A 24,998-nucleotide genomic window follows, 5' to 3' on the forward strand; every position below is an offset into this window, starting at 1 on the left:
ATGTGAAGTGTTATGAGCAAACTACCATTGGAAGGCATCAAGGTCCTGGATTTCACCTGGGTCATAGCAGGCCCGCTTATAACGAAATGCCTGGCCGATTACGGGGCAACCGTTGTCAGGGTCGAGTCCATGGCGCGTCCCTGTTTTCTGAGGGTATCAGGCCCCTTCAAGGACCGCGCCGTCGGGCCGGACAATACCACCTACTTCGCTTACTTTAATCCCAATAAATACAGCGCCTCTTTGAACCTGAAAAAGCCGGTGGGGCTGCGGACGGCCAGAAAACTGGCGGATTGGGCGGACATCATAGTAGAGAATTATGTGCCGGGAAAACTGGCGAAGCTTGGCCTTGATTACGAGAGCGTAAAAAAAACAAATCCCGATATTATAATGCTCAGCACCTCGGGACAGGGTCAGACGGGGCCCATGGCCGCGATCCCCATGACGGGAATGATACTGGTGGCCCTGACGGGATTCATGTTCTACAGCGGATGGCCGGGACAAGACAGCACGCAGCCGTTCGGGCCCGTGAACGATTTTGTCACACCTTCATTCGCCCTCCCTGCTATCCTGGCTGCTCTACGTCACAGGAAATTAACCGGCCGGGGGCAGTCCATTGATCTGTCACAACTGGAAGCGGGAATCCAATTTCTGGCGCCCGGCATCCTGGATTACACGGCTAACAAAAGGCAAACAGGAAACGTCGGCAATTCTTCTCCGGAGGCGGCTCCGCATGGTGTCTATCCCTGCGCCGAAAATAGATGGTGCGCCATAGCCGTTTTTTCCGACAATGAATGGAAGGCGTTCTGTACAGCCATGGGTCATCCTGAGACAGCGGACAGCCCTATGTTCAGCACTTTTGCATACAGGAAAAGAAACGAGAATGAATTGAATGAAATGGTTGGCCAATGGACCATCAAACATAGTCCTGAGCACCTAATGCATACGCTTCAGGGCTCGGGCGTACAGGCAGGGGTGGTTCAGAATTCCAGGGATGTCTGCCAGGACCCGCAGCTCAAAGCGCGCAACCATTTCTGGAGCATGAAACATCCGGTGATCGGGGATTCTATCAGTTTTGGGGAGCCTGCCATATTATCGGAAACTCCCGCCCAACCACTCAGGCCCGCCCCATGCCTGGGCGAACATACAGAATTTATAGCTACCGAATTCCTGAATATGTCCGAGCAAGAGCTTGTTGAGTTGTTATCAGATGAAAGCTGATATTTAAAGCTCCAGCGGATAAATAGATAATTACGATTAAGTACGCCGTGAAAGCGAGGAATGGGATGGATGCAAGTTATACATTAGCTGACAATATCGCCGGTATTACCTTTAAGGACATTCCATCGGAAGTCGTGGACATAACCAAGAAATGCATACTGGACACGTTCGGCTGCATCCTGGCAGGCTCGGGTTTATCGCAGGATAGCCTGAATGTGATCGACCTTTTCATGGAAGCAGGAGGCAATGAAGAGTCCACAGTCATAGGATTTAATAAAAAGCTGCCTTCCTGGTCGGCCGCTTTCGCCAACGGTGTGCTGGCACATGCCCTGGACTACGACGATATAGTCGATGAAGCCGGGGTCCATCCTACCCTGTGCACCGTCCCGGCTGCTTTCGCCCTGGCCGAAAAGAGGGGCGGTGTGAGCGGCAAAGAGTTCATCGCCTCCGTCGCCCTGGGGAACGATCTGATATGCAGGCTGGGATCCGCCATCAAAAGGAAGCAGGATGGTTTAGTGCTGGGCTTCCGGCCCGCTCCCGTGCTCGGCGTTTTCGGAGCCGCGGCAGCGGCAGGCAAAATACTGCAACTCGACCGGGACCGGATTGTGGATGCCCTGGGCATCGCTTTTCACCAGGCCGCCGCAGGCACATTTGAGGTATTCCTAAGCCCCGGAGATCCTAAAATAAGGGAACTATACGGGGGCAGCATCGGGATGCAGGCCGCCCTGGCAGCGCTGATGGCACAGAGGGGAGTTACGGGGATAAAAACGAGCTTCGAAGGTCCCGCAGGACTCTTCAACTTATATTTCCAGGGAAAATATGACAATGATTATCTGATAGGCGATTTAGGCAAGAGGTATGACGGTGTAAACGTGGGCTTAAAGGCCTGGTCGGCCAATAGAATCATGCATAATCACGTCCAGGCTGCCCTTGAACTGACGCGCGAGCATGATATCAATCCCGCGGACATCGAGCAGATCACGCTTTATGTTACGGAAATACAGAAAAGATACGCCGGAGAAGAGAGGAAAAAACCAGCGACCGGCACGGAAGCAAGGATCAGCCTGCCATTTTGTGTCGGCGCCGCCATCGCCAATAAAGGACTCCGCCTCAAGAGCTTCGCATCAGAAGGACTGACCGATAAAGTTGCATTGATGCTGGCTCAAAAAATAATGGCCGAGGATATCAGCTATGGTGAGGTCAAGTCCTTCTTCGCACCGGGCAAGGTATCCATCAAACTTAAATCGGCGGCTGTTTACACCCGTCAGATCGACCACCCGTTTGGTCATCCGCTCAATCCGATGCGGCTGGAGGACGTTATAAATAAATTTATGGATTGCGCCACGTATTCAAAATCTCCGGAGCAGGCGGCACATATTTTGAAGACTCTCAATGAGCTGGAGACCGTCAAGGATGTGAGGGAAATCACGGGATCATTCCAGTAAACGAAATCTCAAATATAATCTGCGAACAGGGGGAGTTGTGTATGGACACCATTGAATGCCTGCTGACACGCAGGAGCATCCGGAAATATACTGACAGGCCCGTGGATGATGCTGTGGTGAAACAATTGTTACAGGTGGCAATGGCGGCGCCTTCTTCAGCTAACGAACAACCGTGGCAGTTCGTGGTTATCAGAGACCGTAAGACGCTCGGTGAGGCATCTAAAATCCATACGTTCTCATATATGCTTGATCAGGCGGCCCTGGCTATACTGGTTTGCGAGGATCCGACCTTTGAATTCAACGCCGGACGGGGTCCGCTTGACTGCTCTGCCGCCATAATGAGCATCCTGCTGGCTGCCCATACCCTGGGGTTGGGAGCTGTCTGGGTAGGCATATTCCCGGTGCAGGAACGCATAGAAAAAACAAGAAGCTTGCTTGGTATACCGCCGCACGTTATTCCCATAGCATTCGTTTCCCTTGGATATGCTGATGAAAAACCTCATAGTGAGGACCGGTTCAAGGAGGAGAGGGTGCACTATGATCGCTGGACCGGCGGAGCAGCAGGCTGATGTTTGGTACGGATAAGACGTCGGTTGTTACACGGTTAAGAGGCTTTTTTTCATTTTCTTCATCGCAATTACGGCGATCATTGCCGTCGTGCTGGCCGCTGATGCAATAATAAAAGCGATCGTATAGCTGTCGGTAACATCGAATATCTGTCCGCCCAGCCAGGAACCCACGGCGGCTCCGACTCGTGAAGCAAGCAACATTAATCCCACCAGCGCCGACACTGCCCTGAGGCCGAATCGCTCACTGACCAGCAACGTTAGCAAAGGAATTTCTCCCCCGAAGGCAAAGCTGAATAGCGCAGCAAAAACATACAGCATCCACAGCTCACCGGAAAAAATTAACCAGACCAGGCTGGCAGTTTGTATCGCCATACACAGGATCATGGCATTCATATTACCGATTCTGTCCGATCCGCTTCCAACCAGGATGCGGCCGAAGATGCCGCCGATGCCTATAACGGACATGACCGTTGCAGCCGTCAGCGGGGATATCCCGATGTCAGTAGCGTAGTTCACCAGATGCAAAAAGATCATTTGCGTACAGACACCAACAAGAACCGCGGTGCCGACAAGTAACCAGAGGGGCAGGGTTCGACAGGCGTTCCCTAATGTCATACCGCCGTCGAATGCCGGGTGATATGATTTCTGTCCCTGGCTGCCCGTATCCACCGGTTCGGATTTCACAGCGCCGTAAGGTAAGCATCCTATGTCTTTCGGATCGCGCCGTAAAAACAGGGCGGTAGCACTAAAAATAATCAGGGCCGTGATCCCCACAATCAAATAAGAGCTCGACCAGCCTACGGCGCGGATAAAATACTCGGTTAACGGCGGCATGATAAGAATGCCGAAACCGACGCCTGCCGAGACAATACCTAACGCGAGTCCACGTTTCTTGTAGAACCAGCGGGCGGTGATGCCGCTGCTGATGGCAAATACCCCGCCGGTACCTATGCCGAAAATAAAGCCATATGCAATATACAGCTGTACCAGGTCGGTTATCCGGCTGCTCAGTATCAGGCCCAGGCCGATCAGGGTGCCGCAGATCAAGGCTATTTTAGCCGGGCCAAACCTGTCCGCCAGCCATCCAGCGGGTATGGCGAATAAACCTCCGCAGATCATTGATAAAGCGTATACGCCGGAAAGGGAAGCGCGGGTCCAACCGAAATCCGCAACCAGGGGCTTAAAAAAGATTCCGAAACTATACTGTATGCCGTTTTGCAGCGCTTGCTGCAGGAAGCAAACAATAACAATGACCCAACCATAAAAAAGAGGTGGCCGTGCGCCGGGGAAATTTTGAGAACAATCACTTGATTTCAATGCGGGAAACTCTCTTCCTGCACAGCAGCAGCTGCGCAGGCATGATCACCATTGATGCACCCATTTCCTGATCTCTGTTTGGATGGCGATCTCCTTTTTTTCGACGCCTTCCAGAGGATTGATAACGTCCTTCAAAAATTCAGAAAAAGCCTGGATAGATTCGAACCAGGCCCAAACTCCTATATCGTAAGTGCCTGTATATAACAAAACCTGCCTGGCTTCAGCCATATCACATAAATAATCAGCTATACGGTCTACTGCGCCGTTGGCCACTTTTAAAGCTATTACAGCCGCTATTGTTTTGCTCATGCGGAAGTTTGGGAAAGCCTGTATACGAATAATATTATTGTCCAACAGGTCGTTTATCCTGCATCTGATGGTGGGAGCGCTGATGTTGAGACTTTTGGCCAGCACGGTGCTTTTTTGACGCGCATCTTTCTCTAATAATTCAATAATCATCATATCGATGTCATCAACCGGTTTATTAGCCCGTTTGACAGGATTAGCAGCACCGTTCATTTTAATGAACGCATACTTCCTGTATTCAGTGCAAATCATAGTGTCGGTATCGAGCACGCCCTCCATCGGATAAAGCACTGTATTTAAAAACCTGGAATAAGATTCTACGGATTCGAACCAGCACAGGCAGACGATATTAAAATAGCCGGCAGTCAATACTATAAAACCCACTTCTTTCTGACTCGCCAGCAAATCAGCTGCCCGGGCAATGACCTTGCTTTCCACTTTGAGCAAAATAGATACTGTTATTGATGTTTTTACACGATTTATCTGAACCGCCTGTATACGTATGATATCGTCTTTTATTAACCTGTTTACCCTTCGACGGATAGTTGGAGCGCATATATTGAGCTGTTTGGACATTTCCATACTGCTCATATGAGCGTCTATCGCCAGCGCGTCCACTATCTTCTTATCCATTTGATCTAATTGATACATAATCGATATTAATACCATATATAACTAAGTATTGTAAATAAAATGATCAATAGTTATATTTAACTGATCAATATGATAAAAATATTTAATGAAGATAAACATATCATTGACATGCGTGAAATTAATGATAACATGCATGCGTACAGAGTTGGAGACAGGGCCGGAGGCATCGACCCGTATTCAATGAACCTCCAGGTTAACAATAGAAAATATAACAGCAGTCTCCCATTTAAATTGATTTCATATAGAGAAGGGACCTGATGAAAACGCTGCTTGATGGCATACGCGTATTGGATCTGACCGACGAAAACGGTTTTCTCTGCGGACGGATGCTTGCCGAGCTGGGGGCTGATGTTATAAAGGTTGAGAGGCCGGGGGGTGACACCTCCCGCAACATCGGCCCCTTTTATCATGACATACCTGACCCCGAGAGAAGCCTGACCTGGTTTGCTTATAACCTGAATAAGAGAGGTATCACCCTCGATATTAAGACCGGGAAGGGAAGAGAGCTTTTCAAACAGCTTGTTAAAAGGTCCGATATCATAGTTGAATCCCATCCCGTCGGATACATGAAAGAGATCGGTTTAGACTATCCCGAGCTTAAGAAAGCCAACCAGCGCATTATCATGGCGTCCATCACGCCTTTCGGGCAAACCGGGCCCTACAATAAATTCGCAGGTTCAGACATTATCGTCCAGGCGATGAGCGGATATTTATATATCTGCGGCGATCCTGACCGTCCTCCTTTGCGTGTTAGTTTACCGCAATCGCCTTTGTTCGCAGGCGGTGAAGCGGCCGTTGCCGCTTTAATTGCCCTGTATCACAGGGACATCTCAGGCGAAGGTCAGTATGTCGATGTATCGGCGCAGCAGAGCATGGTCAAGAACACGGTAAACGCAAACTCTCTGTGGTTCACTTATGGAATGGTCTTGGAAAGGTCAGGCGCATATAGAGTGGGGTTGGGCAGCGGCACACGTGCGCGCCAAACATGGCCGTGCAAAGACGGGCTCGTAAATTTCGTAATATTCGGGGGCGCGCCGGGAGCGGTAATGAATAAAATACTCGCTCAATGGCTAAAAGAAGAAGGCCTGTCCACTAAACAGAGAGAGGAAATGGATTGGGATAACTTTGACGTAACCAAATTTACGCAGGAAGAGTGGGAACAGCTCGAAGCCCCGGTAGCCGAGTTTTTTTTACGATATACCAAACAGGAATTATTCAAGGAAGCCCTGAAAAGGCACATGCCTATCTGTCCGGTATTGAATCCGGCGGATGTGGCGGATTTTTTTCAGCTCAAGGCAAGAGATTTCTGGGTGGATGTGGAACATCCGGAACTCGGCTGTGTGATCAAGTATCCTGCCGGTTGCATGAGGTTTGCGGCAATGCCTGCACTTAAAATTCGTAGGGCGCCGTTAATCGGCGAGCACAATCTGGAGGTCTTTCACGGTGAGCTCGGCCTATCTCCGGAGAAAATCGACGAATTTAAATTGAACAAAATTATTTGAATGGAAAAAGGTATGGGAAAGCTGGCGCTTGATGGAATAAAGGTTCTTGATTTTACCTGGGTCATTGCAGGTCCCCTGGTGACGAAATGCCTGGCTGATTACGGCGCGAAAGTTGTGCGGGTGGAAACCATTACACGCCCCTGTTTCACCAGGTCTTCCGCCCCTTTCAAAAACGGTAACGGTCCCGATAATTCGGCCTATTTCGCTTATTACAATCCCAATAAATACAGTATCGCATTGAATCTTAAAAGCCCAACCGGGCTTAACGTCGCCAGGAAACTGGCGGACTGGGCGGACATCATTGTCACCAACTACGTGCCCGGCAAGATGAAGAAACTCGGGCTTGACTATGAGAAAGTACGAGTTACCAATCCGGATGTGATTATGTTAAACACCTCGGGATTCGGAGAAACAGGTCCGATGTCGCCGATGCCCACGTCAGGTAACGTTCTGGTAGCCCTGACAGGATTTAACAGCTTCAGCGGTTGGCCGGGCAGGGATTGCGTGCAACCATATGGCCCGGTCAATGATTTCGTCACTCCCTATTTCTGCATCGCTGCTATTATGGCCGCACTGAGATATCGGGGCAAGACAGGCGAAGGGCAATTTATTGATGTTTCCCAGCTGGAAGCCGGTATCCAGTTCCTGGCGCCGGGCATGCTGGATTACACCGCTAACGGCAGACTGCCGGCAAGTGTCGGCAATACCTCACCCAATGCGACGCCGCACGGCGTTTATCCCTGCCTGGATAACAGATGGTGCTCAATCGCAGTATTCTCCACTACCGAATGGGAGTCATTCTGCACGGCCATAGGCGATCCTGCCCTGGCTGACAACCCAAAGTTCAATACGTTAGAGAACAGGAAGAAAAACGAAGAGGAGCTTAACGACCTGGTCGGACAATGGACGAAAAACAGGACGCCTGAAAGCGTGATGAGCCTGCTGCAGGCAGCAGGTGTGCAGGCAGGCCCGGTGGAGAGCGCTAAAGATGTGTGCGAAGACCCTCAATTGAAAGCTCGCAACCATTTCTGGTTTATGCAGCATCCGGCAATAGGTGATTGCATGCACGTGGGCGAGGCGGCGATACTGTCGGATACGCCCGCGCAACCCAATATGCCTGCTCCCTGCCTGGGTGAGCACACGGAGATGATAGCCACAGATATTTTATCTCTTTCAGAGGATGAGTTACTCAAATTATTAACCAATGAAGGATCCTGATATTTAAGGAGGTGACTATAGTAAACTTGAAAATAACTTGGCTGTGTAAAAACAATGATAGAAAGCGATGAAAACAACAGAGATGGAGGGTATCGATGAGAAACAAAACAATCGTCACCATATCGGCACTGGCAATGGTAATTCTGTTCGTATTGGTTGCCTGCACCGCGGCCCCCGCCGCTCAGACAACCAAACCGTCGGAAGATAGTGCCTCTCAGGCAACCGCCCAGGATCCGATCGTTCTTGTGGCTGCAACCATGTACCCGGCGGGGAATACATACGCCACTATAGCGCAATTATATGCCGCGGCGGTCCTGCAAGCTACTGAAGGCAGGGTAAAAATCGTTGTGAATCCGGGTGAATCGCTGTGTCCGGGCGCGGAAGAGCTGGCTGCGGTAAACAGCGGCAGCGTGGATGCGGCTATGACCGTCATCAACTACGTGGTCGGCCAGGTACCCCTTGCCAATGTGGGGGCGCTTCCCTGGGTAGGAATACCCGACATCGATAGCAATCTGGCGGCGGCAGCGGAAGGTCTGCCCATAATCCAGAAAGGTTTTGAAAAATATAATATTCACATTAACTGGTATGCCTGCGCCCCATCGGCATACGGCCTGGCGACAAAGAAGGAGGTCCGTGTGCCGTCCCAGGCCAAAGGTCTCAAGATCAGGTCCGCCGGAGGCGCCATGGACGAGTTGATATCCGGTTGGGGATGCAGTACGGTTACCCTCCCGACATCCGAGATGTACCAGTCCATACAATACGGTGTCTCGGACGGCACGCTTCTTTCAGTTCCATCGATGGTGGCTTTTAAGCTGCCCGAGGTCGCCCCGTATTATTGTGACCTGGACATCGGAACCGGAGGCTTCCTGTTCTATGTCAATAAGGACAAGTGGAACAGGATATCCAGCGCAGACCAGGAAGCGATCGCCAAGGTTACTCCGGAATTCATGAAAGTTGTTTTGCAGGTAAACGCAGCAAATATTGAGAAAGGCCGCAAGGAATTACCTGATATGGGAGAGAATGTGTATGTCCCGACCGCTGATGAAATGAAGCTCTGGAAAGCGCCGGCGCAGGCAATCTGGGACAAATACGCCGCATCCAGCCCTGAGGCCAAACAGCTCACAGATATATACCGGAAATACGGCGCGGGTTATTAGCGGTTTTGTTCCTGCAGGACACGTTCCCCCGACAAAAATTGTATGGGATTGAATAGCTGTTATGAATATGGTCAAAATACAGCCTGCGCTAAGTAAATTCAACAGGTTCTGTGCGTCCATCTCCGGTATCGGATTCCTGATAATCATATTTCTAACCGTGTATGAGGTAGTTGTACGGTATGCATTTAGAATGCCGACGGCGTGGACCTTGGAAATATCTTCGTACATGTTGTTAACCGCCACCTTCCTGTCGGCCTCATACACACTTGAGACAGGCGGCCACATCAAGATAGATCTGATCCCCACTCTGCTGAAGCCGAAACCCAGAAAAATACTGGCAATCATTGTTAATATACTGGGAATCCTGTTTGTCACCTTATGGCTCTGGAAGAGTGCCGTGTTAGCCTGGGACAGCTTCAGCCTATATTGGGTTTCAAGGACGAGGCTGGAAGTAACATTGTGGCCCTTTTATGCAGTGATCCCCTTCGGTCTGTTCTTTTTACTTTTTCAATACGTCATACTGCTTGTCCGGGAAATAGCGGGCATACTGCCGGCTCCGGCGAATAACGTGGAAGAAGAAATATAATGGATGTTGGAATAATCGGGGTCTTACTGTTCGTATTTCTGATTTTACTGGTGATCGCCGGTATGCCGATTGCTTTTGCCATCGGCCTGAGCAGCCTGCTGGGCATCTGGGTTTTCATAGGGCCGAATGCACTATCGCAAATAGCCGTAATAAGCTATAAATTCGGCACCGACCCCGCACTGGTTCTGGTTCCCATGTTCGTCGTAATGGCGGAGCTCTTAAGCAAAAGCGGCGTAGCGGAGCAGGCTTTCGATGCGGGGAGCAAATGGTTTAATAAAGTTCGCGGCGGCCTCGGGGCAACCGCTGCAGTTGCAGGCATGTTGTTTGGAGCCTGCTGCGGCAGCAGCTCCGGTGGCACAGCCACAATAGGCCTGGCTGCTATGCCGCAGCTTAACAAACACAGGTATGACGGCGGCTTTGCCGCCGGAATAATAGCAGCCGCCGGAACTCTGAGTATCATCATTCCCCCCAGCGCAATGTTGATCATATACGGCCTGTTGACCGAGGAGTCCATCGGAAAACTATTTATCGCAGGTATCTTGCCCGGGATAGTAACCACTGCAATCTTCATTATATTCATACTGATCTACGCCAAATTCAGGCCGCAGGATGTTGAACCTTCCATGACCGGAGTTACCTGGCGTGACAGGTTTGCATCGCTCAAGAACATCTGGGTATTCATACTGATCGTCATAGGTGTGCTGGGGTCAATCTACGCGGGCATTTGTACGCCAACCGAAAGCGCCTGTGTGGGCGCCTTTCTCTCTTTAATTGTCGCAGCCGCGTACAAAAAGCTGACCTGGCACAGCCTTCGGGACGTCCTGCTCAGCGCGGCCAGGATCTCCTGTTTTATTATCTTCATCCTTTTTTCCGCCTTCACATTTTCATATCTGCTTACTTACCTGGGCATACCGCAACTGATCGCTGAAACCATAGTCAAGAGCGGCATGTCAAATACCGCCTTTGTGATACTGACCATGTTTATTTTCATTTTGCTCGGTTGCCTGCTCGATCCTGCCGGAATCCTGGTGCTCACCCTGCCCACCCTGGTCCCGGTTATGAGGATTCTGAATATCGATTTTATCTGGTACGGAGTTTTGGTCACGATGTGTATGATGATAGGTAACCTGACTCCCCCGGTAGGACTGAATCTGTTCGTGATGAAGACCATAGCTCCGGATATTCCCATGAAAAGAATAATAATTGGGACGGCGCCGTTTGTCGCACTGATAATCGTCAGTATGCTCATCGTTTTCTTATTCCCGCAGGTGGCAACGGTTCTGCCGAATATGATGCGCAACTGAACAGGAGGACGCAAACAATGGATACTTCGACTGACGAGCTGTTATTCGAGTGTGACAACGGGATTGGGGTTATCACTCTCAACCGGCCGGAAAGGAGAAATGCGATCACCTCAACGATGGGTGAAAGCTTTGTTAAAGTATTGGAACAGGCCAGAAAAAGGGATGATATCAAGGTACTGATCATCACTGGCAGCGGCGAAGGCTTCTGCGCCGGCGCCGATGCTGCCAGCCGTCTCAAAGAACGGATAGGAGACGGCGGTTACAAAGCGCTGGAGAAATCCCGCTCGGAGCTTCTGGAACCCGGCATGATAGTAATGCCCCACGCGCTTATGGACCTCGGTAAACCCGTAATTGCCGCTGTTAACGGTGTCGCTGCCGCCTCGGGCCTTTCTCTGGCGCTGTTGTGTGACTTTCGCATAGCTTCAGAAAAAGCCAGGTTTGTCGCTTCATGGGTAAGGATAGGGTTGATGCCGGACGCAGGCGCAAGCTACTGGCTGCCAAGGATAGTGGGGGTTGATAATGCTCTGAAGCTATTTTATACTGGTGAAGCGATTGATGCGGCCGAGGCAAAGAGGATAAACCTTGTTACACAGGTTGTTCCGCATGAAGAGCTCATGAGTACAGCCATGGACTTTGCAGGCAAAATAGCCAGTATGCCCTCGGTGTCGATTGAGTTGACCCACCGTACGGTTTACCGTTTATTCAACGAGGAGTTGGCGAGGCAGCTGTTTAATGAAAACCTGGCAATGAACATCTGCTTTAACACGGAAGATTTCAGAGAAGGTACAAAGGCTTTTCTCGAGAAGCGAAAGCCCGTATTTAAAGGCATCTAGTCAATCAAAGAATCTAGAAGGAGTGCTACAGTGAAGAAAATCAGGATCGGGGCGGGTTCGGGTTACGCGCCTTCCAAGACGGGTGAAGCACTGAGGCTCGTGCTGGAAGGGAATTTAAATTACATCTGCTTCGACCAGCTGGCCGAGCTAACCATGTCCATCATGTCCAAGAACCAGCAGAAGGATCCCTCCAAGGGTTACCTTACCCAGCACATCGACGGTATGAAACAGGTACTGCCTGAAGCTCACAAGAGGGGCGTTAAAATCATCACCAACGGCGGTGGCGTCAATCCCGAGGCGGCGGCTGACCAGATACTCAAAATAGCCTCCGATAATAACATCAAAGGTTTGAAAGTTGCCGTGATCAAAGGCGACAATATAGCAGGCAGGATCGACGAGCTGCTCAAGAAAGGATGGAAGTTCACCAACCTGGAGACAGGCGAGGACGATATCAGCCGGATAAAAGACAATATCCTGATCGCCAATGCTTACATCGGCTCCGACTCCATTGTCGAAGCACTGGAGGCCGGCGCTGACGTGGTTGTGGCTGGCAGATGTTCTGATAGCGCGCTTTTCGTTGCCCCAATGATGCACGAGTTCGGATGGAAGTTTGAAGACACATACTGGCCACGCATAGGCGCTGCCATTACCATCGGCCACACGCTGGAATGCGCCGATTTCGTCACGGGAGTGGCCAGCCCGGTGTGGGAACATGTACCCAAGCCGAACGAGATCGTCTATCCGCTGGCCGAGGTATCCGAGGACGGGACGGCCATACTGGAGATGCCGTCATCGGGAGGCGGCCTGCTCAACGAATGGACCGTCAAAAGCCAGCTCGTTTACGAGGTGCATGATCCTAAAAACTATATTATGCCCGACGGCGTGGCCGATATGACGGCGGTAAAGGTGGAGGACCTGGGCAACAACAGGGTGAAGCTGAGCAATATGACCGGCAAGCGCAGGCCGGACACCCTCAAGGTGATCATCGGGTATCCGGGTGGGTTCATAGCGGAGACCATGAACTACATATCGGCGCCTAAAGCCCTGACCAAGGCCAGAAGAGTGGAGGAACTGGGCTGGAAGAACCTTACCAAATACGGCATGAAGCGCGAGGATGTGGACGTACAGATCGATTACGTCGGCTTGAATTCGATACTCAAGTCCATAGTCCCCCTGCCGGACGAAGACAGTATCAACGAACTCTGCCTGCGTATAGCGGCCAGGGGTAAAAATCCTCTCGAGGCGGGCATGATAGCCGTGTCTTTCCTGGACATGTCGCCGGTTGGTTTCACTGTATCGGTCCCTTCCAAGCCGAGAAGCTATATATCCCTGTGGCCGACGCTGATACCGCGCGAAGAAGTCCCAACGAGTTTTATTATGAAGAGGCTGGAATAAAAATGAGCAAGAAAGTGTTGATTAAAGAGCTGGCCTATGTCCGCAGCGGCGATAAAGGCGATATCTCCAACGTGGGGATAATGGCGTTCAATAAAGAGAACTACGAGATCATTAAAAAGCAGGTTACGCCTCAGAAGGTCAAGGACCATTACAAAGAGCTGGTCAAAGGCGAAGTCAAGGTATACGAGATGCCCAATATCGACGCTCTGCAGGTGGTCATGTACAGAGCCCTGGGAGGCGGCGCTACCTCTACACTCAGGTTCGATGAGACGGGAAAAGCCATGTGCCTGGGCATGCTATTCATGCCGGTCGAGGTGCCGGACGGATTCAAGCCGGCCAAACCTCCCATGTAAAATGTGTTATAAAAGGTCCAGCGCTTTCGTGCCGGCCATTCCGACTGCTATACGCCAGCCAGCCACTCCAGCAATCCGAATACCAGAACGCAGGCGATAAAATCTATACAGATACCGAAGCCTATTGCCTTGGTCACGCCGCCCTTACGTTTAACGGCGAAAACGACCAATACTATTATTGCTATTCCGACCAGCCCAAGAGCTATAACGAAAAATGTATTTGCCAGAACTGACACCCCCGCCATTCCGGTGGCATTGCCGAGCACTTGTGAAGCAATAGCAAGCAGGAGCGCCAGACATGGTGGAATTATTGTTGCGGGTATAGCCAGTCTGGCGGGACCAACCAGTTTCTCTTTTGGCCGGATCACCCATGCAAGAACGATGGCAGCAATGGTCAGCGGGATGGTCAATAACATAATGAATTCTCCTCCACTTTTTGGTTTTCTGTCAGAATGTAATTTAGCACGCCTTCCGCTATCCCTCTTTATCATTCAGAATAAAGATATCTTCGATGGCAGCTCCCAGCGCGCGAGAAATTCCATAAGCCAGCTTGAGCGATGGATTATATTTGCCTTGCTCGAGAAAGATAATGGTCTCGCGCCGCACCCCCACCATCTCCGCCAGCTTCTCCTGGGTCAGGCCGAGGCGGGCGCGATATTCTTTCATCCTTGTTTTCATGACTGTTCAACGGCACTGAAACTTGCACATAATCCCTTGCTATAGATTACCAGGCATCCCAGCAGGCTTAATGCCAGCACCGCCGGCGCCACCAGCAGCCCGAGTATAAAGAAGAAAGCATCCTCGAAGCCGAACCAGACGCTGACCAGATTATGCAGGACGATGGCCAGCGCGATTGTGCTGAGACAGAGCCCGGCTGTAATCAGGCATATCCTGAGCCATCTTGCCGCTTTCTCACCCAGGCAGGGACGGACACGGTCATAGTAATAATAGCCGATGACATAGACGAAGCCCACGACCACGAGTTGTCCGCTGATGATCAGCTCTTTGGGAGTATTCTTGAAGACATTGAACCTGAACAGCAATATCAGCACTATGCTGGCAATAAAGAAAAATATTCCGGTCAGGCGCATTGCACCTGTGAGATTATCGCGAACCCGTTCATCGATGACGGGCATCCGGCCGTGACGGATGAGCGACCACAATTCACGATGCCCCAGCAGCAAAATACCGGCTATCAGCGCTATCACTACGTACAGGTTCTCTCTGGAAAGCATCAGCATCAATGCCAGCAAACTGACAGCGGCATAGGCTATTAGTATCCATCTTGCTTTCACCGCATTTCCTCCCTATGTTAGAAATATTTAACGTTAGATATATATAACATATCACGTTCAAAAAGACCTGTCAAGGATTCCCACAGAAGCATGATGCAATTAAGCGCAGGTCACTGAGAAGAGTTACTTCGAAAAGCGGAGAGGGTTGATGACAGTCCGAGATAATTTACGCTTTGGTGGGGCATTGTGGACAGTTCCCGAACTCCTGTTTGAGAGCAAAAAGCTTATTTCGGTGCTGCAGCAATTGCTCACTGAAGGCTAACATGACCTTGTTTCCTTCCCTCCGACAACCACTTGCTCCTCGCCGGGATAAAACCTTTTCGTTTTGCTAAGCAAGACGCTCGAGATTATAAAGGCAGACCACTGACAGAAATCAAACTTGACAATTTATACCGGAGAAAGCATCTTCAATGTAGATACTATTGAAGGAGGCTTGGATTGAAAGCTCGTATACAGAAATGGGGAAATAGTCTTGCTTTGCGTATCCCCAAGTCTTTTGCTTCAGAAGCAGGTTTGCAAAGAGAAACCTCTATTGAAATTTCACTATCAGAGGGAAAGCTCATAATAACACCATTGGCTAATCCGAAATTTACTCTTAAACAGCTATTGGCAAAGGTTAATAAAGAGAATTTGCATCATGAGACGGATACTGGCCCCGCCGCAGGTAACGAAGCATGGTAAGCGCTTCACCTATATTCCAAGATGCGGAGACATAGTGTGGATAACCTTAAATCCTCAAGCAGGACATGAACAATCAGGACGCCGCCCCGCCCTGGTAGTTTCACCTGTTAGTTATAATGATAAGACAGGGTTGGCCGTCCTTTGTCCCATCAGCAGCATTGTCAAGGGCTACCCTTTCGAAGTACTACTTCCAGAAGGATCACCAGTGGCGGGGGCAATCTTATCTGACCAGGTAAAAAGCATGGATTGGCGTATTAGAAATGCAGTACTATTATGCACACTGCCTGCCGGAAATATCTCTGAGGTGCTCTTAAAACTGAACACCTTGTTATCACACTAAACAAATGCAATAAGGTCGTAGCCGGGTTGCGACTTGGACTACTTTACGATACGGCCTAACAACTCTATACCGTTCGCAATATGAGTGTACATGCATAATAAAGTCAGCTTTAAATTCTGACACGCCGGCTTGACTGTGCCTTAATTTTCCCTTAATATTTCGCTCAACCATGACGTGAGGTTTAGGAGGATTGAAATATGGTGACAATGCTGAGGCTCTGCATAGCCCTGATTATCATTATCGCATTGGTCCTGCCAGGAACAGGTTGTATTAAATTGGGCAAACTGCCGGGAAAACAGGCCGCGGAAAATAAGACTGCAGCATCAGGCGTCACGGCCGGGGGAACTGCCGGACAGTCAGGATCACAGGCGCCGGACACGGCGGGCAATCAGCCCGGTCAGGGCGGACAACCGGGCGCCCAACCCTCCGGCCAGGAGGCACAGGTCATTACCGGCGGTGGTGGAGTTGCCGTTGCCAACTGGATCGGCACCTGGCAATGCGGCAACTTTAAAATGTATCTGAACCAGGCAGGTGACCGGGTAACTGGGTGGTACGAGTACGAAAACAGCGACATCGAAGGCACTGCTACCGGCAACACTCTCACCGGTACCTGGACTGTATCAGGTGTTAAATATGGTTTTCAGATTGTTCAGTCCTCTGACGGCAAATCCTTTTCCGGCCGTTATAACCAGGGAACTTCAAGCAATCAAGGTGGATCATGGTCATGCACAAGGATAAGCACGGCCATGCCCACTGCAAAATCATCAGGAGAAAATTCCCAGGTAATCACCCAGGGAGGAGGCGTGGCCGTTGCCAACTGGATCGGCACCTGGCAGTGCGGCAACAATAAAATGTACTTGGACCAATCAGGAAATCAGGTGACCGGGTGGTTCGATTCTGAAAATAGCGATATTGAGGGCTTTGCCACAGGCAATACACTTGTGGGTACCTGGACCAAGGGCGGAGTCAAATATGATTTCCAACTGGATCAGTCGTCTGACGGTAAATCATTTGCCGGACATTTTCGCCAGGGATCATCAGGCGCATGGACGGGAGAATGGTTCTGTATACGCACCAGCAGCGCCAGACCTCCGGCGAAACCAGCCACATCATATCCCCCCTCAGCCATACAGACTGCAAGCTGGACAGGTACATGGGAATGCAATAATTATAAAATGTACCTGACCCAGACAGGCAGCAAGGTGACCGGCTGGACTGAACTGGATAATGGTGACATCGAAGGCTATGCAACCGGTAACACAATTGTCGGCACCTGGACACTCTCCGGAATTGAATATGATATTCAGCTAAACCAGTCATCCGACGGCAAATCCTTTACAGGCCATTACCGTCAGGGTTCATCAGGCAATTGGGCAGGAAGCTGGCCCTGCACTTTTATAACCAACGCACAGCCTCTGCCAAAGTCCGCAGTTCGATCTCAGCCTGCACCGACAGCACCCCCCACAAGCTGGACCGGCACATGGCAGTGCGGCCAGAAACAAATATGGCTACTTCAGACGGGCAGCCAGGTCATTGGCTGGTATGATGAACAGAGCGGTGATATTCAGGGCTATGTCACAGGAAATACACTGGTAGGAACCTGGGCGGACGCCTCGGGTGAAAAAGATATTCAGCTGTCCATGTCCGCAGACGGGAATGCTTTTTCGGGTCATTACCGCACCAGCCCTTCAGCAAGCTGGATCAGCCACTTCTCCTGCACGAAAAAAAGCGCGGAATTACCCGCACCCAAAGTAACATTTGATATACAGCCCGTAAGTATTACCAGGGGGATGTCCGCGCAGTTATCCTGGAGCACTATACTGGCTACTTCTGTAGATATTAAACCGGACATAGGTCCCTGTGGCGCTAATGGCAAAATAAATGTCAAGCCCGACGCAGACATCTCATATACATTGAGCGCGAGCAACCCATTTGGCGGATCTAAAGTAACAGTTCCCCTAAAGGTAACATCGCCGAACTGGAGCGGGGAATGGGACTGCGGAAGCTTTGGGCATATGATACTCACCCAATCCGGCAACCAGGTTAACGGAATATATACATACCAGGGCGGTAAAATCAGTGGCTATGTTAACGGGAATAAGCTTGCAGGAACGTGGTCTGAGGACCCGACCCATAAAGCTCCTGATGATGCGGGTGGTTGCGAATTCACCCAGTCAGCAGATGGTCTTTCCTTTACCGGTTATTATGACTACGGGTTTTCAGGCGCCGTGAGTCCCTGGAACGGGAAAAGGATTAGATAGGAGCATTATTGGTTTATGGTAAGTATTTTGGCTTCTATATTTAGTGCCAAATAACCAATATCCCATTGAATACCAGTCCATGCTAAAAAGAGATAAGTGGTGGTAGTATTACCTGGGGGCAGGTCATTTTTGGTGGACCTGGGGAGATTCGAACTCCCGACCTCCTGAATGCAAATCAGGCGCTCTCCCAATTGAGCTACAGGCCCGCAAGACTACATATTATACTAAATCCGCTTCTGTTTGCTAAACGCCAGTGCGGCGATATAGCTATTTCTTGCCTTTGGCTGGTTTAGATGGACGCGGCTCCGGTGAGCCCATCCAGCGCTCGTAGTGCACGCGCTCCGGCTTGAACCTGTCCTCCATGCGCGGCCTCTCGTCCGGATAGCCTACGGAAACGAGGGCGATCGGCACTATCCTGGTCGGCATGTTGAGCAGTTTCCTCATACCGTTCATCCTTTCCACCACCGGATAGACGCCGACCCACACCGCCCCCAGTCCCAGATCATGTGCGGCCAGCAGGATGTTCTGCGTGGCCGCCGAGCAGTCCAGCACACCCCTGCCTCTGGTCAGCTCGAGGCCGCTGTCGTTACACACCAGTATGGCAAGCGCGGCTTCCTTGAGCATATGCGCGTGCGGATGAAAGGTCGGCACCTGTACGAGCGTCTTGCGCTCGGTGATGACCACGAAATGCCACGGCTGCTCATTGGCTGCCGAAGGGGCTGCCATCCCGGCCCGCAGGAGTTGCTCGACAACTTCCGCCGGCACGCGGTTATCCGTATATTTCCTGATGCTTCTGCGCGTCATGATTGATTCAAATGTTTCCATCGGTTCACCTCGTAAGCGCCGGATCTATATACGCCGCCTGACCCTGGCAATCCAGCGCCCGATTAAAACGATCAGTGTAATGACTACCGCCGCCAGAACATAAGGCCAGATCATCTCGTAAAGCGGTGTGGGCGGCGGTTGCCTGTATCCGGTTAAATTCACCTTGAGCCTGTTGTCCAGTCCGCCGGCTATATGGAAAGTAGTCGCAGTCCTCTTGCCTTCTTTCTCGACAACTATCTTATATGTGCCGTAGAAGCCGCGCATTCTGGCGATGCCGTCATCACCCGTGTACACATCGCCGCGCGACCACCATTTATCACGGATAAGAGTCAGCAGGCGGTTATAGGCCGGCTTTTTCGTCATATCCATCCGCAACAGCCCGGCCGGCGCCCCCTGCCAGGCGCCACTATCCGACAGGTCCCACCAGGTTATGGCCTGCACGGACGGGTGGCTGAAGAGCAGTATGTAGAACTTCTCCGCGTAATCAGCCTGCTCGTTCTCGCCTGCAGGTGTGGACGGCCACTCGGACGGCTGCTCCTGGGACGATATGCCCGTCCTGGGCTTGCCGCTCAACACGGTCACTTCGGTGAAATGAATGGGGGCATCGAAATCCTTGAACCGCTCGCAGGTATCCCAGACTTGGTATAAAGGCCAGTTGCCGCGGTGCATATGCGATTGTATGCCTATGGCATCGAATTTACCCTTCTGCCTGACGATCCCCTGGAGCAGATCGCTATAATCCTGGTCGGTGCGAAAATCGTTGATTATGAGCGTCGACGTCGGGCAGGCCGACCTGGCCCAGCCCAGCGCATCCGCGCAGACCGTCACAGGTGTACGCTGGGACATCCACTTGCCCACCCGGGTGCTCACCTGCGCGCTCATGGTCGGCTCATTCACAACATCCCAATAATCGATCGTTCCGCAGAATTCACCGGCAATCTCCTTGACCCGCTTCTCCTGCGCTTTTTGCATATCATCGGGCCCGACGGGCGCCCAGCCGGGCACCGATTCAGCCCAGATCAGAGGATGTCCCTTTACCGTGATACCCCTTTTCTCACACCATTCCGCAACCATCTCGAGCATAATGGCTGATGACTGGCCCTGCTGCTCTTCATAGCTATCCCAGTAAAAAGGCGCGGTGCCGTAATTGAAAAAAGCGCTCAATGCTTCAGCCCAGTCCTGGTTGACTGCGGTGGGCCCGTTCTCGGCCAGCGGCGCCAGGCCGGTTCCGAAAAGGAAGTCATGGCTCTGCTGCTCGTAGTATACGCGCGCGCCCCTCACAGGAACGTTGTTCTCGTCCAGCACCTGTATAACGCCATCCCCCTTGCGTATCTTCTCGATACGGTCGCCGGCGCTCTGCATAATGAACCACTCAAATATCCCATTGTAAGCCTGAATGATGACATTGCCCGCGCTGACCCCAGGCGCCTGGCAGGCCGCCGCAGGCACAAGCAAAGAGACAACCACAATGGTCAGCGTCGCTATATAAAAACATCTTCTGTTCATTTCCAACCCTGTCAACGAAAATACTTTATCTATTTTAGCACAGCATCCAATCTGTCTATACCGGCCTGCAGCCGCGAATGCCATTAACCCGACCGATAGTATTTTTTGACTATTGTTATAAACATCAATATAATATATGATAATATGAGTATATGGTAATATATTCAGGGAGTAATCATTTGGCTGAATTGAAATTGGACCGGGTCACGCTGTATGAGTTTCATGCTCAGTTCTGCAAGACGCTGGCTGACGCCAATCGTTTGCTGATCATCGCAGAACTTGTCGGTGGAGAGAAGTCTGTGACCGATCTGGCGCACAATCTGGGCCTCGGTCAGTCCAATGTGTCGAAGCACCTGGCGCTGATGAGGGAGCGCGGACTGGTGGAAACCAGGCGTGACGGCGCGTCCATCTACTACTCACTGTCGGACCCCAGAATCTTTAAGGCTATTGAACTGCTGGTGCAGGTTCAAACCGAACAGGTTGCCAGAAGGCATAGCCTTGCGCAGCACAGCCGCTGACGCCGTACGGCGTAGTATCAGCTATGAACGTTGGATTTTAATCAAAAGTTAAGGAGGCTATTCGAAATGGATAACCAGGCAGACGGGGTGACCATAATAGTAATGAGTGGCGACATGGATAAGATAATAGCTGCGTTCAATATCTCCATTGGCGCCGCAGCTCTGGGCAAAGAAGCTAATATGTTTTTCACATTCTGGGGCATCAAGGCCATTCAGAAGGGCAACCTGACCGGAGACAGTTTCTTCGGCAAGATGATGGGGCTTCTGAACCGCGGCGGCATTGATCGCATCGGCCCCTCCCGCTTCAACTTCTGGGGCATGGGGAAATGGATGTTCAACCAGATGATGAAAATGCATAAGATCACACCCATAGCCGAGCTGCGTCAAACCGCCATCGACCTGGGAGTCAAGCTTCTACCCTGCCAGATGAGTATGGAAGTAATGGAAATCAAAAAAGAGGATCTCATCGACGAGGCCCAGCCTGCCTGCGGTGTGGCCACCATGCTGGAAATGGCCTACCGCTCCAAGGCGACCCTCTTTATTTAAGGAGCATATTATGTCAGTAGAAAATGAAGTAGTAATGACGCTTAACCTGGAAGGTCTCCTCTGTCCCATCCCGGTAGTTAAAGTCAGCAAAGCAATGCAGGACCTTCCCGTCGGGGGCGTGCTGGAAGCGACGGCCACCGACCCGGGCGTGCTTGCCGACATCCCCGCCTGGGCGCGCACCACCGGCAACGAGGTCATCAAGATCGAACGAGAAGGCAAGCTGGTCAAATTTCAGATCCGAAGATTGAAATATTATACCCGCCATGATCGATCTATCGTTGGCTGTTCTCCTGGTCTCGTTGGCCGTTGCCCTGGCAGGCGTGGCGGTATGGATTTACCAGCTCTTCTCCAGGCCGAGCGCGTGCGATCCATCGCCCGGCAAGGGTTCGGACAAGCTGGGAGTACTGTATGCCTTTACACTTGGCATGCTGCCGTGGAAGAAGGAAAGCGCCGGCCTGCATAAAATAGTCTATCTAAGGGGTATCTGCTTTCACATCGGCATTTTCGCCGGTATAGTGGCGCTAATACTTAGTATCTTCGGCATAGCGGCCGGCAGCACGTTGAACCTGGTGCTGAGCATACTGATGTGGATCGGCGCCGTTGCAGGCGTTACAGCAATAATATCACGCGCAACCGAAGCCAACCTGAGGGGGATCAGCCGCCCCGACGATTACATCTCGCCCGCGTTGATCACGCTCTTTATGTCCATGGGCGCGCTGCACGCCATGAACCTCGTCGATACCGTGTATTTTTATGCTGCCGCCAGCGTGCTGTGCCTTTACCTCCCCTGGAGCAAGGTCCGGCACTGCGTTTACTTCTTCTTCATGCGCGGTAAGATCGGCGCGATGATGGGCCATCGAGGTCTGCTGGGCACGACGCAACGACAGACGAGGAAAGGAACACCATGAGCGACAACGACACAGCCACATTAACACCGGCGAATCCGGCATCTACGGACGCCGATATGCTTGATAAGCAGCTGACCAGAGAGGTTGAAGCTGCGCTGGGCGGCTGCGTACGCTGCGGCCTCTGCGCCGAGTCCTGCCATTACTACTCCGCCCAGCCTCAACTTCAGAATATGCCCGTCTACCGGGGTGAGGCCGTGAGAAAATTTTTCCGCCAGGCCGGCAGCCGGGCGAAGGGATTATTTCATCGGCCTGCAAAGGCGAAAACCGATGTATCGTCCCTTGACACGCTGGCGGATATGGCCTTCGGCAAGTGCACCCTTTGCCGCCGCTGCACGGTGAACTGCCCTGTGGGAGTGGATACGGCGGCGCTCATGCGTACCGCACGCGCCATCGCCACGGCCTCCGGCAAAGCGCCGGAGATACTGGTCCAGCTCGCCGATGCGGCCATCAGCCGCGGGGAGAACATGGAGCTCTTTCGCGATATGTTGCTGGACCGTTTCAAAGAGCTTGAGGTCGAGACACGCAACAAGATCAATGATCCCGCTTTTTCGATTCCCGTGGGTAAAAAAGGCGCCGATATGCTGTTCGTAGGCCTCTCGGGCGAGCACAGCATAGTGCCCCCCGCCATATTGTTTCATTACGCCGGGGCAAACTGGACACTCAGCCTGTTTGAGGCGTCCAATTATGGCTCATTCCTGGGCGACAGCGAGAGATCGAAAAAAATAGCTCAACGCATAATCGACGAAGCCGGAGACCTTGGTGTGAAAGAGGTTGTGATCGGCGAGTGCGGCCACGCATATACGGTGCTGCGCTGGGAGGCGCCCAAGTGGTTCAAAAAAGCGCTGCCGTTTCGTGTCAGGAGCCTGATAGAGGTGCTGGCCGAGTGGATACAGAGCGGGCGGCTGATCCTCAATCCCGAGGCCAATCCCGATCCTGTCACATATCATGATTCCTGCAACCTGGGCCGCAACGGCGGCCTTCTGGAGGAGCCACGCGTTGTGCTGCGCGCTGCAGTCAAGGATTTCCGCGAGATGTACCCCAACAGGGAGGAAAGCTATTGCTGCGGAGGAGGCAGCGGCATGGTGGCCGTTTCCGAATGGGAAGAACGGCGCATGCTGGCGGGCTTGCCTAAAGCCAGGCAGATCAAGGCCACCGGCGCTAAAATCGTTGTCGCTTCCTGCGACAACTGCCGTATCCAGCTTGGCGAGCTCAACGAGCGCTACAACCTGGGCATCAAAGTGACCGGCCTGGCCGACCTGGTTGTGAACGCCGTCGTCAAAAAATAGTTCCAGTGGGCCTTTTCTCTCCCTGCATTGCCGGCGCTTATTAGTCATTGCGAGGAACGTAGTGACGAAGCAATCCTGTACGTGATTGCGTATACACAAGATTGCCACGCTTCGCTCGCAATGACGAGGAGAGAAACGCTGGCAACGACGTCTCGGCAAATACACCTCTTAACAGCGCCGTATGTTATCATTTGAGACGTGGAATCCATTCCCCTCCTCAAGTACCTTGTGGAAGCCGGAATCGGCGCCAGGCGCCAGGTAGTAGCCGCCATCAAGATCGGCCGCGTATCAGTCAACGGGAAGCAGGCCGAGAGCTATACCATGCCGGTCTATCCGCAGGCGGACAGGATCACCTTCGACGGTAAACCCGTCGCGTTCCACAGCCGTGCCAGAATCGTCCTTATGCTGCACAAACCGCTGAACCTGCTGACTACCACTAGCGACGACCGCGGCAGGCAGACTGTGCTCGATATCCTCCCAGCCGAGTACCGCGGACTGGGCCTGTATCCTGTGGGAAGACTGGACCACGATACCACCGGGCTGCTACTTCTGACCAATGACGGCAACCTTACCTACCGCCTGACGCATCCCCGCTTCGAGCTGGGCAAGGAATACTTTGTGCACATAGAAGGTACGCTGAGCCGGCAGGAAAAAGAGCTGCTGGAAAAAGGCGTGATGCTGGACGACGGCATCACAGCGCCCGCCGGAGTGAAGGAGATCGGCTACGAGCCGCCCTACAATTACAGCATCACCATCCACGAAGGGCGCAACCGCCAGGTCAGGCGCATGTTCGCCCATCTCGGATATACCGTCAAATCCTTAAAACGTGTCAGGATGGGGAATCTCCGGCTGGGCGACCTGGCTGAAGGAAGCTTCAGAAGACTCTCTGCACAGGAGATCGCATCGGCCCTGCGCCAGCACAAACAATAGCACGCTCGAGTTCATAATCATTGACGGGTAAGTCAATGATGTGCA

The 24,998-nt window shown here is 51.9% G+C and carries 26 protein-coding genes, 1 tRNA gene and 1 pseudogene; 20 read left to right on the forward strand and 8 right to left on the reverse strand.

The window, feature by feature from the left end; genetic code table 11:
- Positions 1–12 precede the first annotated feature (12 nt).
- The 3 genes from WC359_04935 (at position 13) to WC359_04945 (ending at position 3,232) form a co-directional block, all read left to right on the forward strand.
- On the forward strand, positions 13–1,218 hold the full coding sequence (locus WC359_04935; GenBank protein MFA5399764.1) for a CoA transferase: 1,206 nt from the start codon (positions 13–15) through the stop codon (positions 1,216–1,218).
- 65 nt (positions 1,219–1,283) lie between these two features.
- Entirely contained in the window at positions 1,284–2,663 is a 1,380-nt protein-coding gene (locus tag WC359_04940) for an MmgE/PrpD family protein (GenBank protein ID MFA5399765.1), read from the forward strand.
- 41 nt (positions 2,664–2,704) lie between these two features.
- Positions 2,705–3,232, forward strand: a complete 528-nt coding sequence (locus tag WC359_04945) for a nitroreductase family protein (GenBank protein ID MFA5399766.1) — start codon at positions 2,705–2,707, stop codon at positions 3,230–3,232.
- Positions 3,233–3,259: 27 nt separating this feature from the next.
- Here the strand turns inward: WC359_04945 and WC359_04950 are convergent, their stop codons facing one another.
- Positions 3,260–4,549, reverse strand: a complete 1,290-nt coding sequence (locus tag WC359_04950; GenBank protein MFA5399767.1) for an MFS transporter — start codon at positions 4,547–4,549, stop codon at positions 3,260–3,262.
- A gap of 45 nt (positions 4,550–4,594) precedes the next feature.
- Entirely contained in the window at positions 4,595–5,488 is an 894-nt protein-coding gene (locus WC359_04955) for an Lrp/AsnC family transcriptional regulator (GenBank protein ID MFA5399768.1), read from the reverse strand.
- Positions 5,489–5,766: 278 nt separating this feature from the next.
- Here WC359_04955 and WC359_04960 point away from each other — a divergent pair, with 278 nt between their 5' ends.
- The 8 genes from WC359_04960 to WC359_04995 all read left to right on the forward strand — a co-directional run bounded on the left by WC359_04960 (position 5,767) and on the right by WC359_04995 (position 13,857).
- Entirely contained in the window at positions 5,767–7,011 is a 1,245-nt protein-coding gene (locus tag WC359_04960) for a CaiB/BaiF CoA-transferase family protein (protein MFA5399769.1), read from the forward strand.
- A gap of 12 nt (positions 7,012–7,023) precedes the next feature.
- Positions 7,024–8,229 carry a CoA transferase gene (locus WC359_04965; protein ID MFA5399770.1) on the forward strand — a complete coding sequence of 402 codons (1,206 nt, stop codon included), beginning with the start codon at positions 7,024–7,026 and terminating at the stop codon, positions 8,227–8,229.
- A 95-nt stretch (positions 8,230–8,324) separates the two neighbouring features.
- Positions 8,325–9,386 (forward strand): TRAP transporter substrate-binding protein DctP, encoded by a 1,062-nt coding sequence (gene dctP, locus WC359_04970; protein ID MFA5399771.1) that lies wholly within the window; start codon positions 8,325–8,327, stop codon positions 9,384–9,386.
- Between the two features lie 67 nt (positions 9,387–9,453).
- On the forward strand, positions 9,454–9,972 hold the full coding sequence (locus WC359_04975) for a TRAP transporter small permease subunit (GenBank protein MFA5399772.1): 519 nt from the start codon (positions 9,454–9,456) through the stop codon (positions 9,970–9,972).
- A complete protein-coding gene (locus WC359_04980) occupies positions 9,972–11,276 on the forward strand; it encodes a TRAP transporter large permease (GenBank protein MFA5399773.1) in 1,305 nt (434 codons plus the stop codon). The genes WC359_04975 and WC359_04980 overlap by 1 nt, the downstream gene beginning before the upstream one ends.
- Before the next feature lie 17 nt (positions 11,277–11,293).
- Complete coding sequence (locus tag WC359_04985; GenBank protein ID MFA5399774.1) at positions 11,294–12,109, forward strand: enoyl-CoA hydratase-related protein; 816 nt, start codon at positions 11,294–11,296, stop codon at positions 12,107–12,109.
- Between the two features lie 30 nt (positions 12,110–12,139).
- Positions 12,140–13,504, forward strand: coding sequence for an acyclic terpene utilization AtuA family protein (locus tag WC359_04990; GenBank protein MFA5399775.1), 1,365 nt, complete (start codon positions 12,140–12,142; stop codon positions 13,502–13,504).
- A gap of 2 nt (positions 13,505–13,506) precedes the next feature.
- Positions 13,507–13,857 (forward strand): hypothetical protein, encoded by a 351-nt coding sequence (locus WC359_04995; GenBank protein ID MFA5399776.1) that lies wholly within the window; start codon positions 13,507–13,509, stop codon positions 13,855–13,857.
- Between the two features lie 47 nt (positions 13,858–13,904).
- On the opposite strand, the gene WC359_05000 is transcribed toward WC359_04995, so the two are convergent.
- Genes WC359_05000 through WC359_05010 form a run of 3 tightly spaced genes read right to left on the reverse strand, consistent with a single transcriptional unit; the run spans position 13,905 to position 15,152 of the window.
- Positions 13,905–14,273, reverse strand: coding sequence for a hypothetical protein (locus WC359_05000; GenBank protein MFA5399777.1), 369 nt, complete (start codon positions 14,271–14,273; stop codon positions 13,905–13,907).
- A gap of 58 nt (positions 14,274–14,331) precedes the next feature.
- Complete coding sequence (locus WC359_05005) at positions 14,332–14,535, reverse strand: helix-turn-helix transcriptional regulator (GenBank protein ID MFA5399778.1); 204 nt, start codon at positions 14,533–14,535, stop codon at positions 14,332–14,334.
- Positions 14,532–15,152, reverse strand: a complete 621-nt coding sequence (locus WC359_05010; protein ID MFA5399779.1) for a hypothetical protein — start codon at positions 15,150–15,152, stop codon at positions 14,532–14,534. The genes WC359_05005 and WC359_05010 overlap by 4 nt, the downstream gene beginning before the upstream one ends.
- Before the next feature lie 438 nt (positions 15,153–15,590).
- Between WC359_05010 and WC359_05015 the strand changes: the two genes are divergently transcribed.
- The 3 genes from WC359_05015 to WC359_05025 all read left to right on the forward strand — a co-directional run bounded on the left by WC359_05015 (position 15,591) and on the right by WC359_05025 (position 18,434).
- The gene (locus WC359_05015; protein ID MFA5399780.1) at positions 15,591–15,833 is read left to right on the forward strand and encodes an AbrB/MazE/SpoVT family DNA-binding domain-containing protein; all 243 of its coding nucleotides are present in this window, start codon (positions 15,591–15,593) and stop codon (positions 15,831–15,833) included.
- Positions 15,790–16,173 (forward strand): type II toxin-antitoxin system PemK/MazF family toxin, encoded by a 384-nt coding sequence (locus WC359_05020; protein MFA5399781.1) that lies wholly within the window; start codon positions 15,790–15,792, stop codon positions 16,171–16,173. The genes WC359_05015 and WC359_05020 overlap by 44 nt, the downstream gene beginning before the upstream one ends.
- 197 nt (positions 16,174–16,370) lie before the next feature.
- Complete coding sequence (locus WC359_05025; GenBank protein ID MFA5399782.1) at positions 16,371–18,434, forward strand: hypothetical protein; 2,064 nt, start codon at positions 16,371–16,373, stop codon at positions 18,432–18,434.
- A gap of 130 nt (positions 18,435–18,564) precedes the next feature.
- Here the strand turns inward: WC359_05025 and WC359_05030 are convergent.
- The 3 genes from WC359_05030 to WC359_05040 form a co-directional block, all read right to left on the reverse strand.
- Positions 18,565–18,640, reverse strand: a tRNA-Ala gene (locus tag WC359_05030).
- A 61-nt stretch (positions 18,641–18,701) separates the two neighbouring features.
- Positions 18,702–19,259 carry a nitroreductase family protein gene (locus tag WC359_05035; protein ID MFA5399783.1) on the reverse strand — a complete coding sequence of 186 codons (558 nt, stop codon included), beginning with the start codon at positions 19,257–19,259 and terminating at the stop codon, positions 18,702–18,704.
- A gap of 24 nt (positions 19,260–19,283) precedes the next feature.
- On the reverse strand, positions 19,284–20,765 hold the full coding sequence (locus WC359_05040) for an endo-1,4-beta-xylanase (protein ID MFA5399784.1): 1,482 nt from the start codon (positions 20,763–20,765) through the stop codon (positions 19,284–19,286).
- A 179-nt stretch (positions 20,766–20,944) separates the two neighbouring features.
- Between WC359_05040 and WC359_05045 the strand changes: the two genes are divergently transcribed.
- The 6 genes and pseudogenes from WC359_05045 (at position 20,945) to WC359_05070 (ending at position 24,953) form a co-directional block, all read left to right on the forward strand.
- Positions 20,945–21,283, forward strand: coding sequence for a metalloregulator ArsR/SmtB family transcription factor (locus WC359_05045; protein MFA5399785.1), 339 nt, complete (start codon positions 20,945–20,947; stop codon positions 21,281–21,283).
- 66 nt (positions 21,284–21,349) lie between these two features.
- The gene (locus WC359_05050) at positions 21,350–21,829 is read left to right on the forward strand and encodes a DsrE/DsrF/DrsH-like family protein (GenBank protein MFA5399786.1); all 480 of its coding nucleotides are present in this window, start codon (positions 21,350–21,352) and stop codon (positions 21,827–21,829) included.
- 94 nt (positions 21,830–21,923) lie between these two features.
- A pseudogene (locus WC359_05055) lies at positions 21,924–22,013 on the forward strand (recombinase).
- Positions 22,014–22,092: 79 nt separating this feature from the next.
- Positions 22,093–22,737 (forward strand): hypothetical protein, encoded by a 645-nt coding sequence (locus WC359_05060; GenBank protein MFA5399787.1) that lies wholly within the window; start codon positions 22,093–22,095, stop codon positions 22,735–22,737.
- Positions 22,734–24,023 (forward strand): (Fe-S)-binding protein, encoded by a 1,290-nt coding sequence (locus WC359_05065; GenBank protein ID MFA5399788.1) that lies wholly within the window; start codon positions 22,734–22,736, stop codon positions 24,021–24,023. The genes WC359_05060 and WC359_05065 overlap by 4 nt, the downstream gene beginning before the upstream one ends.
- 198 nt (positions 24,024–24,221) lie before the next feature.
- A complete protein-coding gene (locus tag WC359_05070; GenBank protein ID MFA5399789.1) occupies positions 24,222–24,953 on the forward strand; it encodes a pseudouridine synthase in 732 nt (243 codons plus the stop codon).
- Positions 24,954–24,998: the final 45 nt, after the last annotated feature.

This window comes from Dehalococcoidia bacterium, assembly GCA_041653995.1.
Lineage (GTDB): Bacteria > Chloroflexota > Dehalococcoidia > GIF9 > UBA5629 > CAIMUM01.